Source organism: Metabacillus sp. cB07 (assembly GCF_016839225.1).
Classification (GTDB): Bacteria; Bacillota; Bacilli; order Bacillales; family Bacillaceae; genus Bacillus_P; species Bacillus_P indicus.
On sequence record NZ_CP069296.1, the window covers coordinates 1,502,835 to 1,516,286 of the forward strand.

The window sequence follows — 13,452 nt, forward strand, 5'->3', positions numbered from 1 at the left end:
TTATTTTCTAATTCGAAAGGCAGGCATAATCATGAGCGGCGTTACAGCAACTTATCTCATCTATGATCAGAGCAGCATCCAAAAAAAAGCAGAAGGAATCGCCATAGGCCTTACGGTCGGCTCATGGACGGACCTTCCGGAGCTTACACAGCAGCAGCTGAAACAGCACAAGGGCCAAGTTGTATCAGTTGAAGAAACGGATGCTGAAGAACGCATTTCGGAGTTTCTCGGAAAAAAAGTGAAAAAAGGAATTGTAAAAATATTTTATCCTGGTCTTAATTACTCTCATGACCTTCCTGCAGTCCTTACGACGGTTTTCGGAAAGCTTTCCCTTGACGGCGAAGTGAAACTGCTTGATTTGGAGTTTACAGGAGATCTTCTTTCTTCCTTTCAGGGACCTGCATTTGGCATAAGCGGGATCAGGGAAAAGCTTGGAGTCTATAACCGGCCTCTTCTCATGAGCATTTTCAAAGGAGTCATTGGACGTGATCTCGCGTTTTTAAAAGAACAGCTCAGGCATCAGGTACTTGGCGGCGTTGACCTTGTAAAGGATGACGAAATCCTGTTTGACAATCCTCTGACTCCGTTTGAGCAAAGAATTACAGCAGGAAAAGAAGTGCTTGGCAGCGTGTATGAGGAGACCGGCCATAAAGCTATGTATGCTGTTAATTTAACTGGAAAGACCTTCAGCCTCAAAGAGAAGGCGAGACGCGCTGCAGAGCTCGGGGCGGACGCCCTGCTGTTTAATGTTTTCGCTTATGGTCTTGACGTTTTGCAGGAGCTTGCAGAAGACAGGGAGATTCATGTCCCGATCATGGCGCACCCTGCTGTAAGCGGAGCCTTGTCTTCTTCCGCCCTATACGGGATTTCGCACTCTCTGCTGCTTGGAAAGCTGCTGCGGCAATGCGGTGCGGACTTTTCCCTCTTCCCGTCGCCATACGGCAGTGTGGCACTTGAAAGGGATGCGGCACTGTCCATCGGTGCAGCGTGCAAAGAGACTTCCGGCATAAAAGAAACGTTTCCGGTTCCATCAGCTGGAATTCATCCGGGCCTTGTTCCTGTTCTTATCCAGGATTTCGGCATCGACAGCGTCATTAATGCCGGCGGAGGCGTACACGGGCATCCAAACGGCGCGCAGGCGGGCGGAAGAGCTTTCCGCTCTGCAATCGATGCTGTACTTGAAGGCATCTCATTATCTGAAAAAGCTAAAAGCGAACGCGACCTACAGCTTGCGCTTGATCTTTGGGGTCAGGTGGAGGCGGGCCGATGAGCAAACCGGTTATTATCTGTGATTTTGACGGCACCATTACAAACAATGACAATATTATCGCGCTCATGAAACGATTCGCTCCTCCTGAGTGGAACACTTTAAAAGATGATGTTTTAAGCCAGCGCATTTCAGTCCGTGAAGGCGTCGGAAGGATGTTTGAGCTGATCCCTTCAAAACTCAAGGCGGATATGATTCAGCACCTGCTGTTCACCGCACAGATCCGGGACGGATTCAGTGACTTTGTTCAGTTTGCAAAAGATCATGAAATACCGCTGTACATTGTGAGCGGAGGAATTGATTTTTTCGTTTATCCGCTGTTAAACGGGCTTGTAGAACATGACCGTGTCTACTGCAACGAATCAGATTTCAGCGGGGAATTTGTTCAAATCCTCTGGCCGAACTCATGTGATGACAGGTGCACAAATGACTGCGGATGCTGCAAGCCGAGCATCATCAGAAAGCTTGCTTCCTCTGATCAGGAGGTCATTGTAATCGGAGATTCGGTGACAGATCTTGAAGCGGCAAAGCTTGCAGATTTTGTGTTTGCCCGGGATTATCTTCTTGAAAAATGTGAAACTCTTCAGCTGCGGCATCAGGCATTTTCAACTTTTTATGACGTGATTGAAGGGCTGAAGAAAAGGCAGGAGGCGGCAGTATGAGCTTATATAAACAGCGCTGGAGTGAGCTTGCAGCTGTGAAAAGGGAACTTGCTGAACGGGACTGGTTTCCGGGAACAAGCGGAAATCTTGCGATAAAAGTTCATTCAGATCCGCTCTCATTTCTGGTCACATCAAGCGGAAAAGACAAGAGACTCCAAACAGATGAAGATTTTCTGCTTGTGGACGGTGCTGGAACACCCCTTGAAGATACAGCACAAAGACCTTCAGCAGAAACCCTTCTGCACGTAGAAATCTATAAGCGGACCAGTGCCGGCTGCAGCCTCCATGTCCACACTGTAGACAATAATGTGATCTCTGAATTGTATGGCGATGAAGGCGGAATCACCTTCAAAGGGCAGGAGATCATTAAAGCTTTCGGGCTGTGGGAGGAGGATGCCGAATGGCATATTCCGATTATTGAAAACCCTGCGGACATTCCTGCTCTTGCTGCTGACTTCGGCAGACATGTCAAAGGCAGCTCTGGTGCCGTTCTTATCCGGAACCACGGCATTACGGTTTGGGGAAAAGACGCGTTTGAAGCCAAAAAAGTGCTGGAAGCGTGCGAATTTTTATTTTCCTATCAAGTGAAACTGCTTGCTCTTAAACAGGCAAAATCGCTCGTGCGATAAATTTACCATACAGGAGGAATGAAGGATGGCGACAATCCGTTTTCAAGAAACGAATGAAAGATTAACAGATCAAAAGGAAGTTTCAGCATTTCTTAATGCGCAGGAGGTCATTTATGAGCAATGGGATATTGAGAAGCTGCCGGAGGCATTGAGAGAAAACTACAGCCTTTCTGATGAACAGAAAGAAGAAATTCTTCAGGTGTTCACAAATGAAATTGCGGATATCTCGGAACGCCGCGGCTACAAGGCACAGGACGTTATTTCTTTGTCTGAAAGCACGCCGAATCTTGAACAGCTTCTTCAAAATTTCCAGAAGGAGCACCATCATACAGATGATGAAGTCCGCTTTATTGTCAGCGGCCACGGTATTTTTATTATCCAGGCAAAAGACGGCTCATTTTTCGACGTTGAACTGAATCCCGGCGACCTGATCTCTGTTCCTCCGAACATCCGCCACTACTTTACGCTTCAGGAAGACCGCAAAGTAGTAGCAGTCCGCATTTTTGTAACGACTGAAGGATGGGTGCCTATCTACGAAAAAGAACAGCAGCAGGCTTAAACAGTCTTAATCCCCCCTTCATTTTCAGGAAGGGGGTTTCTTGTGGGCTTAATAATTAGAATTTTCTTTACTCTTGTCCTGTTCTATGGTAAATTTTCAACAATATAAGAGGGGAGGAATGTCCGCATGAAAATTCGCTACAATTTTGTAAAAAAAGAAGATGTCAGGTACTGCAAGGCGGAGAGTACTGTAAAAGAAGCTTACGAATTGCTGAAAGAATCAGGTTACCGCAGCATTCCTGTTCTGAAAGACAACGGGACAGTTTTTGCAGGTTTGATCTATAAAGTTGATTTGCTCGATTATTATGTAGAAAAGCAGGGCAAGGATGAGGATTCAATTCAATCTTTGATTGTAGATAAGGATGCATTTGTTTACGAGGAGGATTCGTTTTTTAAAACGTTTCTGACAATCAGAAGGCTTCCATTTTTAGCTGTTCTGAATGAAAAAGATGAATTTTCCGGAATTATTACACATGGTAACATTATGGATGTCCTTGAAGATTCATTCGGCATGAAAACAGGAGGATATATCCTGACTGTCGGCACTAAGGAACACAAGGGTGCCATCAAGGAACTTGTTTCTGCGATCAAAGATGTAAATATTGAAGGGCTGCTCACTCTGGATAATGGTGATACATATTTAAGACGGATCATCGTCAATCTGTCCCATGATATTTCAGAAAAAAAGCTTCATAAAATCATTAAAAAACTCGAAGAAAAAGATTTCAGAGTGACCGCGGTGGATGATGTAAACAAAAGTGATAAAGTACTGATAAAATAACTGCTGAACCGGTAAATCCGGTTCTTTTTTATTATAAAAAAAGTTGGAAATATAGGTTTTAATGTGGGGGAATATGGGAAAAGAAAGGAAAACGAGTCGGTTCATACAAGTGTGTTAACAGAATTGTCAAAAAGTCCTGTAAAAAAGCTGTCGGATTTTGCTAATCTATTTACAAGTTTAGAAGTATCTGTAATAATTTACTTGAATATTTATTCCCATTACAGATATTTTTGGATGAGGCGGAGGGAAGAAAATGTCAACTGTATCAGATAAGACCCAGCTGCTTGAGAGCATCGATACAAAAAGGAAAGAAATGATGGACTCTGCAAGGGCCGGAGGATATACGAGCAGCGAGGCCGTGAAGTGCAGCCAGGAACTGGACATGCTGTTAAACCAATACCAGCAGATTGTTTTTGAAGAAGAAAACCGGACAACCCCCCCTTTTATGCGGTTTATTCATTCTATGAAAAAATGGACAGATCGGGAAGGACTTACTATATAGAACCAAAAACGGCAGAGCTCGCAGCTCAGCCGTTTTTATTTTCGCTTTATTTAGCCGAAGGTCTCAATGAGCAGAATCATGAACAATATTCCTAGAATGAAGGAGTAGGTTGCATTCCGTTCATTTCCGTCCCCGTGGCTTTCAGGAATCAGCTCTTTATAAATAATGAACAGCATGGCCCCGGCTGCAAAGGACAGGCCGTAAGGAACGAGATTGTCCGCGAATGACGTCAAATAAAATCCCAGAAGCGAAGTTATGATCTCAACTGCGCCTGTCATAGTTGCAATGATCAGAGCTTTAAATTTGCCGATGTTCTGATTAAAAAGGAATAAGGCGACGAGAAATCCTTCAGGAGCGTTCTGCAGACCAATGGCGAAAGCAATCAGATTTCCTGTCTCTGACTGCTCTGATGCATAGCTGACACCTACAGAAAGTCCTTCCGGCAGATTATGCATCGTGATCGCAGCGATAATCAGGAACGCCTTTTCGTCAAATTGTATGCCGTATTTTGAATGCTCAAGGTCTATATGGGGGATTTTTTTTTCAAGTGTCGTCAGCACCAAAACACCGAGAAAGAGTCCGGCAAAGACCTCAAGAAACCCTCCCTGATTCAGCGCTTCAGGAAGCAGGCTCATCATGGATGCAGCCATCATGATGCCTGCGGTGAAAGCAAGCAGAATATCTCTCCACCTGTGTGTAATCGTATTTTGCAGGAACAGGATAGGAAGAGCCCCGAGTCCTGTAGCAAGGGCAGACAGTGTGCTGCCGAGTAAAACTTCTGTCATGTTACTGCTCCTTTTTTAAACGGATCTATGTTAGCCATATTATAGCTGATTTTGTCTGTGAAAAGATAGACTTTGCACCTGTTTGATGACGAAGCAGAGAAAAAATGAAGGAGAATGATTGATTTGAGGAGGGGGCGGTGTCAAATTGTGTCGCAAGGACGGCGATTCTCTCTCTTTACGATATTTGAAATTTCTGATAAGTTAAAGATAACGATATTGATCATGCACAACAGGGGGAATGGAGATGCAGTACCGGAGGCTTGGGAGATCGGGGTTAAAAGTTAGTGAAATCAGTCTTGGAAGCTGGCTTACATTTGGGAAAACAGTAGATGAGCGGGCAGCATCTGAAATTATCCATAGGGCCTATGAAGCGGGCATCAACTTTTTCGACAGTGCCAACGTATATGAACGCGGGAAAGCAGAAGTCGTCATGTCAAGGGCGCTTAAATCATTTCCGCGCGACTCTTATGTCATTACGACAAAAGCGTTTTGGCCGATGGGAGACGGGCCGAACGACAGAGGGCTTTCAAGAAAGCATATTATGGAACAGGTTCATGCGAGTCTAAAGAGAATGGACCTTGACTATGTCGATATTTTTTATTGCCACCGCTATGACCAGGAAACGCCTCTTGATGAAACGCTGAGGGCAATAGACGACTTGATCCGCCAGGGAAAAGTTCTTTATGCAGGGGTCAGCGAATGGACGGCTGCGCAAATTCAGGAAGCGCTCAGTGTATCAGACCGTTATCTTCTTGACAGAATCGTCGTCAATCAGCCGCAATATAATATGTTTCACCGGGATATTGAAGAAGAAATCATCCCTATGTGCGAAAATGCCGGTGTATCTCAAGTTGTCTGGTCACCGCTTGCTCAGGGAATCCTGACAGGAAAGTATAAAGAGGGGCTGATCCCGAAAGGCAGCCGTGCTTCAGGTGAAAACGTCAATTCATGGATGAAGCAGATCTTAAATGATATGGTGAACCGCAAAGTAGAGCTGCTCGATCAGCTCGCAAAAGAGCACGACATCACACTTGCCCAGCTTGCCCTTGCATGGACCCTGCGCCAGCATAACGTTGCAAGCACCCTTGTCGGTGCATCTCATCCTGATCAGATCGCTGAAAATGCAAAAGCATCTGATGTAGCTTTAGGCTACAGCACCCTGCAGAGGATTGAGGAAATTATTACAAGCTGACAGGATACATAGGCAAATGCAAATGAGAGTGACAGGCGATCCTGTCACTCTTTCTTTGTGTTTTAATGATGCCTCAGGCTTTTGGCTCTGTCAGAGGGAGCATAATTGTTACTTCGGTGCCTTTGTTTGGCACACTTTTAATTGATATCGTGCCTTTGTACATGGTGATGATGCGTTTGCATACGACAAGACCAAGTCCTGTTCCAGTATCCTTCATCGTAAAGAAAGGGTGGAAAAGTTTGGACTGAACTTCCTGCGGCATGCCTTTGCCTGTATCCGTTACTTTAATTTGCGCATTGCCATCGAACTTCCTGACAGCTATCGTCACTTTTCCTTCCTGCTTATCTATCGCTTCCAGAGCGTTTTTTACAAGATTCAGAAGGACTTGCTTTATGTGATCTTTTGTACAGAAAATATAAAGCGGTTCTTTATTCAGCTTTAAATCCAATTCTGTGTTGTATAAGTTGGCTTCTGATCCAAGGAGCGGAGACAATTCCAGGATGATCGCATTCAGATCATTTACAGCATGGTGATGGGCTGTTGGTTTTCCGAGGACTAAAAATTCACTTACAATTTCATTAATGCGCTGAATTTCGATGTCAATGACAGAAAAATAATATTGATCCTCTGAATCTTTGTATTTTTCCTGAAGCAGCTGGATAAACCCTTTGATTCCCGTAAGAGGATTCCGGATCTCATGTGCGGTGCTTGCAGCGAGTGTTCCGACAAGCTCGACTTTCTGTGCATCAATCTGGCTTTGTTCCAAGAGAGCACGCCTCTTCAGCAAGTAATTCTGAATGAGAATGTAAATGATGTTCATCAGACCGAAAACAATCAGCATGTACACCGCAATGTCTTTCGTATGATCAGCCGTGATGACGGTTTCAGGGAAGCCTTCAAGTTTCCAGGGGATCTGATCTAAATAAACGCGTACAGGTTCGATGCTGCCGGTCGGTTCTGAGCGGCCTGCAGTGAAAATCGTGTGATCGCTGCCATTTATGACACTTATCGTCAGTCTCGGACTGATCACGTTCATGATGTTCTGAAGATAATCGACTTTAACCGCTGCTACAAGCAGACTCCTGACTTCTCCTTCATCATCAAGTACGGGAGTGCCGATGGAAACGATATAATCACCTGTTATGTTTCCGAAATAAGCATCTGAAACTTTCGACTGTTTTGTAGCCAGGGCACTTTGGAAGAACGCGCGGTTTGATATGTTGACAGATTTCATCAGTTTTGACGTTCCGGCTGTTATTTCACCGTTCTTTTTCACATAATAAAGACCGGAAAAGCGGGGTTCCTGGCTGTGCGCTTCATTCAGAATGCGCTGGATTTTTGCTGTGTCCGTTTCTTCTTCAAGAATGAGGGACATTGTTTCAAGCCTCGCTTTTGTATCCTGTATCAGATTATCAATTTGATTTTTGTGAATGGTAATTAAAAACGCTGCCTCTTCCCTGTGTTCATCCATGATTTTATCCTTTTGATACAAATAAATGCCTGTGTTGATCAAAAGGGAGGGGATAAGCACGATTAAAAAATAGACGGCAGCTTTTCTGTAGTGTGCAGAATCTTTCAGCAAGTTAATCGCCCCAGTTTGATATTGCCGATTAGGCATACTTTCAATTATATACCATTTACATGTTTTCTACTAGGAAGGAAGAATTGGGAAAAGCGTTGTGAGAACCTTGAAACCATCTATTGAAGAAATAGGACTTTTTATGTATGATGGAAAGAAAAGGGGAGAGTTTTCATGGAAAATGCTGCTGCCTTATTAGAAGGAAACAATCCTTCTAAATTGCACGAATGAGCTCTTCTTGACAGCAGAAAACAAAGTCTGTATTATTAATAGTTAGAATTCAAGATATTTAGTTATCGAAGGATTGATGAAAAGTGGAAAATACACAAACAGATATTGAACAGTCACTAAAGCTTTTTATCGTGCTGTCACGTGCTCACCGTGCCATTAACGATCAAGTGAATAAACAGATTACAAGCTTTGGACTTAATCCGACGGAATTTGCCGTACTGGAGCTGCTGTATCACAAAGGCGACCAGCCCCTGCAGCAAATCGGCGGGAAAATCCTCCTTGCAAGCGGAAGCATCACCTATGTAGTCGATAAGCTGGAACAAAAACAGCTGCTGACTAGAAAGGCGTGCGAAAAAGACCGCCGTGTGACGTTTGCTCAAATCACCGAAAACGGAAAACAGCTGATTGAACGCATTTTTCCTGCTCATCAGGAACGGTTGAATGAGATTGTCGGCATATTATCGGAAGAGGAAAAGCAGACTGTCATTGATCTTATGAAAAAAGTCGGATATCATGCCCGCGACAGTCATGAGTGAAAATGCTGGGATAAAGTCAGATAGCCAAAGAAAAATCCGGACTGGGAGTTAATTAGTCCGGATTTTTTTCTGTTGGTATAAAAGCCTTTGTGATTGGCATTTGATGACACAGACACTCAATTGAGACGCCACGCGCCTGAGTGCTGCCACTTTAGAGGTGAAGACCGCTGGAAAAGTGGCGCCATTAAGTAGAGTGCTGCCACATTTGAGGTGAAGACCCCCGCAAAAGTGGCGCCATTCAGTAGAGTGCTACAACATAGAGTTGAAGACCCCCGCAAAAGTGGCGTCACTCACGAGAGTGCTGCCACATTTGAGTTGAAGACCCCGTATAAGTGGTGCCACGCGCCTGAGTGCTGCCACGTTTCATATGAATACCCTGTAAAAGTGGCGGAACTCGCCGCAGTGGCGCCATTTCTCCTTAACCTTGCCTGTACGTTCAATCAATTAATATTTCAAACAAAAAAACGCCTGCAGTCAGGCGCTTTTTACTAGTTTTGTTCAATTGGAAGAATCAGAATTTCAACACGGCGGTTTTTTTGCTGGCCGGCGTCTGTTGCATTGTCGGCAACGGGGTTATATTCACCAAATCCTTTGGCGGAAAAGGCTCTTGGATCAAGCTTTTCATTTTCGAGCAAGAGCTTCATGAAATTCACGGCTCTCATCACGCTCAAATGCCAGTTAGAATCATAGTCGGCATTGGAGATCGGAACATTGTCTGTATGGCCGCTCACGATAATATTTCTCGGAGGATTCATGACGAGCAGATTTGAAATTTCTTTTGCCAGTTTCTCATCTTTGCCTCGGATGGCTGATTCGCCTGAATCAAAAAAGATATCGTTCAGAATCGTAATCAGCAGACCTTCATCTGTAAGGGTCGTTTTGAGCTGGCTCTCGAGGTTGTTTGCTTTAATATATGCATTTACTTTTTCCTGAATTTCTTTAAGCTTTTTCTGTTCCATTTCTTTTTGTGCTTCCTGCTGATCCTCTTTTACTTCCTTTTTATCATCCAGCTGCTCCATATCCCCGTCCGGCACAGGGCTTGGATATTCAAGGACTCCTGTTCCGCCTGTAAATGTGCTGTTGAATGCGCGGGCAAGCATCTGGAATTTCTGCGCATCAACGGAGCTCATGGCAAACAGGACAATAAAAAGGGCAAGGAGCAGGGTCAGCAGGTCTGCATACGGCAGCAGCCAGGACTCATCAACATGCTCTTCTTCATGCTTCTTTTTTTTCTTTCTAGCCATCGAGCTTCTCTCCCTCAGCGAGCAGCCCGTCCCTTTCGTGAGCTGGAAGGTAGGTTGCGAGTTTTTGCTCAATCGCTTTTGGAGCCTGTCCTTCAAGGACTGACAGCACCCCTTCAATCATGACGTGCTTTACTTTAGCTTCCTGCTTTGATTTTCTCTTAAGTTTATTTGCGAATGGATGCCAGAGGACATAACCCGTAAAAATCCCCATTAATGTGGCAACAAACGCTGCTCCTATTGCTTTTCCGAGCTCATCTGTATTATCCATATGGGAGAGTGCGGCAATGAGGCCGACAACTGCTCCGAGCACTCCGAGAGTAGGTGCGTACGTGCCCGCCTGGGAAAAGATTGATGCGCCGGCAAGATGCCTTTCTTCCATTGCATCAATTTCCTCCGTCATGACGTCACGGATAAACTCAGCGTTCTGACCGTCTACAGCCATGCTCAGTCCATTCTTTAAAAACGGATCTTCCACATCTGCAATTTTTGCTTCAAGGGCAAGCAATCCTTCGCGCCGTGCTACTTGAGCCCATTCAGAAAACATAGGAATCAATTCCTGAATGCTGAGAGATTGCTGCTCTTTGAAAATAACTCCAAAGAGCTTTGGAACTCTTTTAATCTCGCTTGTCGGAAAAGCAGTGACAACCGTGGCAATTGTTCCTGCAATGATGATGAGCAGAGCTGCCGGATTGAGGAGTACAGCAGGACTGACCCCTTTCATGAACATGCCGACGCCGACTGCGATAATGCCTAACAATAATCCAATGAGGGACGTTTTATCCATAGAATTCACCAAATCCTTTTTCGAAACTAGTTCTTATTAGTAATATCGTCTGTTTTTCTTTAACTTTTAGGAAAGTTTCAAAAAGAGATAGAAAGGATTCAGCACTTTTTTCGCGAATAGTAAACCGTGGCAGGCAATAATTAATAGATGAAAGCGGGGACCATACATATGAAATTTCAGGATTATACATACAGCCGTCCTGTGAAAGAAGAAGTAGAAGCTTCCTTCCACGAAGCACTGGAGCTGTTCAAACAGGCGGAAACACTGGAGAAGCAGGAAGAAGCACTGGAGAAGATAGGAGAAATCAGGGGGCATGTTTCAACGGCATTCAACCTCTGTTCCATCCGTCATACGATTGATACGAATGATGAGTTCTATAAGGAAGAACAGGACTATCTGGATGAACTGGATCCTCATATTAAAGCGCTGGAAACGGAGTTTTACAAAGCTCTTACAGGTTCAAAATTCAGAAACGGCCTTGAAGAAAAGTACGGCAGACAGCTGTTCCTTCTTGCTGATGCCCAGCTGAAAACATTCTCCCCTGAAGTACTTGCAGATCTTCAGCAGGAAAATAAACTGGTGACGGAATATACAAAACTTGTTGCCTCTGCAAAAATTGATTTTGACGGCAAAGAGTATACACTCGCCCAGATTGAACCGCTTCTCGAAGCAAAGGAGAGGGACATACGGAAACGCGCTTCTGATGCCTATTTTGGATTTTTTGCAGAGAACGGTGAAAAGTTCGATGACATTTTCGATAAATTGGTTAAAGTCCGAACGTCGATTGCCAAAAAACTTGGCTTTTCCAATTTTACAGAGCTTGGGTATCAGCGCATGCAGCGTGTGGATTATAATGCTGAGATGGTGAAAAACTTCCGTGATCAGATTCAGGAATATATTGTTCCGATTGCAACGGATCTCCGCAAAAGGCAGCAAAAACGGCTTGGTTTGGACAAGCTTGAGTTTGCAGATGAAAAACTTGCATTCACAACAGGAAATGCAGCGCCAAAAGGCGATGCAGAATGGATCATTTCTAACGGCAAGAAAATGTATGAGGAATTATCACCTGAAACAAATGAGTTTTTTGATTTTATGATCGAGAAAAACCTGATGGATCTGCTGGCTCAAAAAGGCAAAGCCGGAGGAGGATACTGCACGTATATTGAAGATTACAAGTCCCCTTATATCTTTGCGAATTTTAACGGGACAAGCGGGGATATTGATGTGCTCACACATGAAGCGGGACATGCGTTTCAAGTCTATATGAGCCGTCATTTCAATCTGTCTGAATATCATTTCCCGACCTATGAAGCGTGCGAAATTCACTCAATGAGCATGGAGTTCTTCACGTGGCCATGGATGGAATCCTTCTTTAAGGATGATGCGGAAAAGTACAAGTTCAGCCACTTGAGTGCAGCTCTTCAGTTCCTTCCATATGGAGTAGCTGTAGATGAGTTCCAGCACTTTATCTATGAAAATCCTGAAGCTTCTCCTCAGGAACGCAAACTTGCCTGGAGAGAAATGGAGCGGAAGTATTTGCCGCACCGTGATTACGGAGACAACGAATTCTTAGATGGCGGAGGCTTCTGGCAGCGTCAGGGCCATATTTACAACTCGCCATTTTACTACATCGATTATACGCTTGCTCAAATCTGCGCTCTTCAGTTCTGGAAAAAAATGCACGAAGATAAAGATGCCGCATGGGCAGATTACCTTCATCTCTGCAAGCAGGGCGGAAGCAAGTCGTTCCTTGAGCTGGTGGAGGATGCGCGTTTAATTTCTCCATTTGAAGATGGCTGTGTGCAGTCTGTTACAGGAGAGATCAGCGAGTGGCTTGATCAGGTGGATGATACGAAGCTGTAATCTTTAAACCGTCAGCGGTAAGCTGGCGGTTTTTTTAGTCTAATGAATGAAGTGAATTTCAGCACAAAGGCTGAGCAAAGATGAAGACAAAAAACCTATACTTGAAAAGGTGATTGATTAACCGCCGGCAGTAACTGAAAAATTCTGCCGCATCAGTTTATTACTATTAAAGGAATAGGTGGGCCAAATGAAATTCCTGCACATTAAAATGCACGCAAAAAACCTTTTAAAGCTCAAAGAATTTTACACAGAACCACTGAGTATGAACTTAATCTCCGAAGACTCTGACTCCTTTACTGTTCAGTCAGGAAAAACGCTTTTGACGTTCACACATTCAGAGAAATCCGCATATTACCATCTCTGCTTTAGGGTAAATGAGTTCTTTTTTGACATGATGGCCGAAAGACTGCCTTTGCTTTCAAATGAACAAGGCGAAGAAATTATGGATTGGAAAGGGAAACAGGCTTACTTTTACGATTCTGAAGGCAACATACTGGAAATGGTTGTAAGGGAGGAGATCTGCGAAAAACGGAATGGCTGGTTTGATGTCTCTGAAGTAGGTATGCCATGCACCTGTGTCAAGAACATGCAGGAGGATTTAAATTTTTTGAAGGATATCCATAACGGGGAAGACCGCATGTTTTCATTCTATGGGGATCATCACGGTTCATTTGTTCTTGTGAATCAGGGGAGGCCGTGGTTCCCAACTCAAAGAGGGGCAGAAATCCACCCGCTTGAGATTGAAATAGAGGACCGGATAGAAATTGAATTCCTTCACCCGGTCTATCCATATAAGATTAAAGCAAAAAAAAGAGCTGAATTCCTGTGAATTCAGCTCT

At 44.2% G+C, this 13,452-nt stretch carries 14 protein-coding genes; 10 read left to right on the plus strand and 4 right to left on the minus strand.

Features of this window, described 5'->3' with window-relative positions:
* Positions 1-31: 31 nt before the first annotated feature.
* The 6 genes from mtnW to JOJ89_RS07530 all read left to right on the plus strand — a co-directional run bounded on the left by mtnW (position 32) and on the right by JOJ89_RS07530 (position 4,399).
* A complete protein-coding gene (mtnW, locus tag JOJ89_RS07505; protein ID WP_029281771.1) occupies positions 32-1,270 on the plus strand; it encodes a 2,3-diketo-5-methylthiopentyl-1-phosphate enolase in 1,239 nt (412 codons plus the stop codon).
* Positions 1,267-1,929, plus strand: a complete 663-nt coding sequence (locus JOJ89_RS07510; RefSeq protein WP_203290047.1) for a 2-hydroxy-3-keto-5-methylthiopentenyl-1-phosphate phosphatase — start codon at positions 1,267-1,269, stop codon at positions 1,927-1,929. The genes mtnW and JOJ89_RS07510 overlap by 4 nt, the downstream gene beginning before the upstream one ends.
* Entirely contained in the window at positions 1,926-2,558 is a 633-nt protein-coding gene (locus tag JOJ89_RS07515) for a methylthioribulose 1-phosphate dehydratase (RefSeq protein WP_029281766.1), read from the plus strand. Before JOJ89_RS07510 ends, JOJ89_RS07515 begins: the two co-directional genes overlap by 4 nt.
* A 25-nt stretch (positions 2,559-2,583) precedes the next feature.
* The gene (locus JOJ89_RS07520; protein ID WP_029281764.1) at positions 2,584-3,117 is read left to right on the plus strand and encodes a 1,2-dihydroxy-3-keto-5-methylthiopentene dioxygenase; all 534 of its coding nucleotides are present in this window, start codon (positions 2,584-2,586) and stop codon (positions 3,115-3,117) included.
* Positions 3,118-3,243: 126 nt separating this feature from the next.
* Positions 3,244-3,897, plus strand: a complete 654-nt coding sequence (gene cbpA / locus JOJ89_RS07525; RefSeq protein ID WP_029281762.1) for a cyclic di-AMP binding protein CbpA — start codon at positions 3,244-3,246, stop codon at positions 3,895-3,897.
* Between the two features lie 253 nt (positions 3,898-4,150).
* Positions 4,151-4,399: an aspartyl-phosphate phosphatase Spo0E family protein gene (locus JOJ89_RS07530; RefSeq protein ID WP_035206479.1), complete on the plus strand. Its 249-nt coding sequence runs from the start codon at positions 4,151-4,153 to the stop codon at positions 4,397-4,399.
* 50 nt (positions 4,400-4,449) lie between these two features.
* Here JOJ89_RS07530 and JOJ89_RS07535 read toward each other — a convergent pair whose 3' ends face one another.
* Positions 4,450-5,184: a ZIP family metal transporter gene (locus JOJ89_RS07535; RefSeq protein ID WP_029565440.1), complete on the minus strand. Its 735-nt coding sequence runs from the start codon at positions 5,182-5,184 to the stop codon at positions 4,450-4,452.
* Between the two features lie 244 nt (positions 5,185-5,428).
* On the opposite strand from JOJ89_RS07535, the gene JOJ89_RS07540 reads away from it, so the two are divergent.
* Complete coding sequence (locus JOJ89_RS07540) at positions 5,429-6,376, plus strand: aldo/keto reductase family protein (protein WP_029565441.1); 948 nt, start codon at positions 5,429-5,431, stop codon at positions 6,374-6,376.
* Positions 6,377-6,449: 73 nt separating this feature from the next.
* Here JOJ89_RS07540 and JOJ89_RS07545 read toward each other — a convergent pair whose 3' ends face one another.
* Positions 6,450-7,958 (minus strand): ATP-binding protein, encoded by a 1,509-nt coding sequence (locus JOJ89_RS07545; protein ID WP_051827042.1) that lies wholly within the window; start codon positions 7,956-7,958, stop codon positions 6,450-6,452.
* 311 nt (positions 7,959-8,269) lie between these two features.
* Between JOJ89_RS07545 and JOJ89_RS07550 the strand changes: the two genes are divergently transcribed.
* Positions 8,270-8,722: a MarR family winged helix-turn-helix transcriptional regulator gene (locus JOJ89_RS07550; RefSeq protein WP_029281751.1), complete on the plus strand. Its 453-nt coding sequence runs from the start codon at positions 8,270-8,272 to the stop codon at positions 8,720-8,722.
* Positions 8,723-9,210: 488 nt separating this feature from the next.
* Here JOJ89_RS07550 and motB read toward each other — a convergent pair whose 3' ends face one another.
* Both motB and motA read right to left on the minus strand, forming a co-directional pair.
* Positions 9,211-9,966, minus strand: a complete 756-nt coding sequence (gene motB / locus JOJ89_RS07555; RefSeq protein ID WP_029565442.1) for a flagellar motor protein MotB — start codon at positions 9,964-9,966, stop codon at positions 9,211-9,213.
* The gene (gene motA / locus JOJ89_RS07560; protein WP_029281746.1) at positions 9,959-10,750 is read right to left on the minus strand and encodes a flagellar motor stator protein MotA; all 792 of its coding nucleotides are present in this window, start codon (positions 10,748-10,750) and stop codon (positions 9,959-9,961) included. Before motA ends, motB begins: the two co-directional genes overlap by 8 nt.
* Before the next feature lie 168 nt (positions 10,751-10,918).
* On the opposite strand from motA, the gene JOJ89_RS07565 reads away from it, so the two are divergent.
* Together JOJ89_RS07565 and JOJ89_RS07570 are read left to right on the plus strand one after the other, a co-directional pair.
* The gene (locus tag JOJ89_RS07565) at positions 10,919-12,613 is read left to right on the plus strand and encodes a M3 family oligoendopeptidase (RefSeq protein ID WP_203290048.1); all 1,695 of its coding nucleotides are present in this window, start codon (positions 10,919-10,921) and stop codon (positions 12,611-12,613) included.
* Positions 12,614-13,004: 391 nt separating this feature from the next.
* On the plus strand, positions 13,005-13,442 hold the full coding sequence (locus JOJ89_RS07570) for a hypothetical protein (protein ID WP_203290049.1): 438 nt from the start codon (positions 13,005-13,007) through the stop codon (positions 13,440-13,442).
* Positions 13,443-13,452 lie beyond the last annotated feature (10 nt).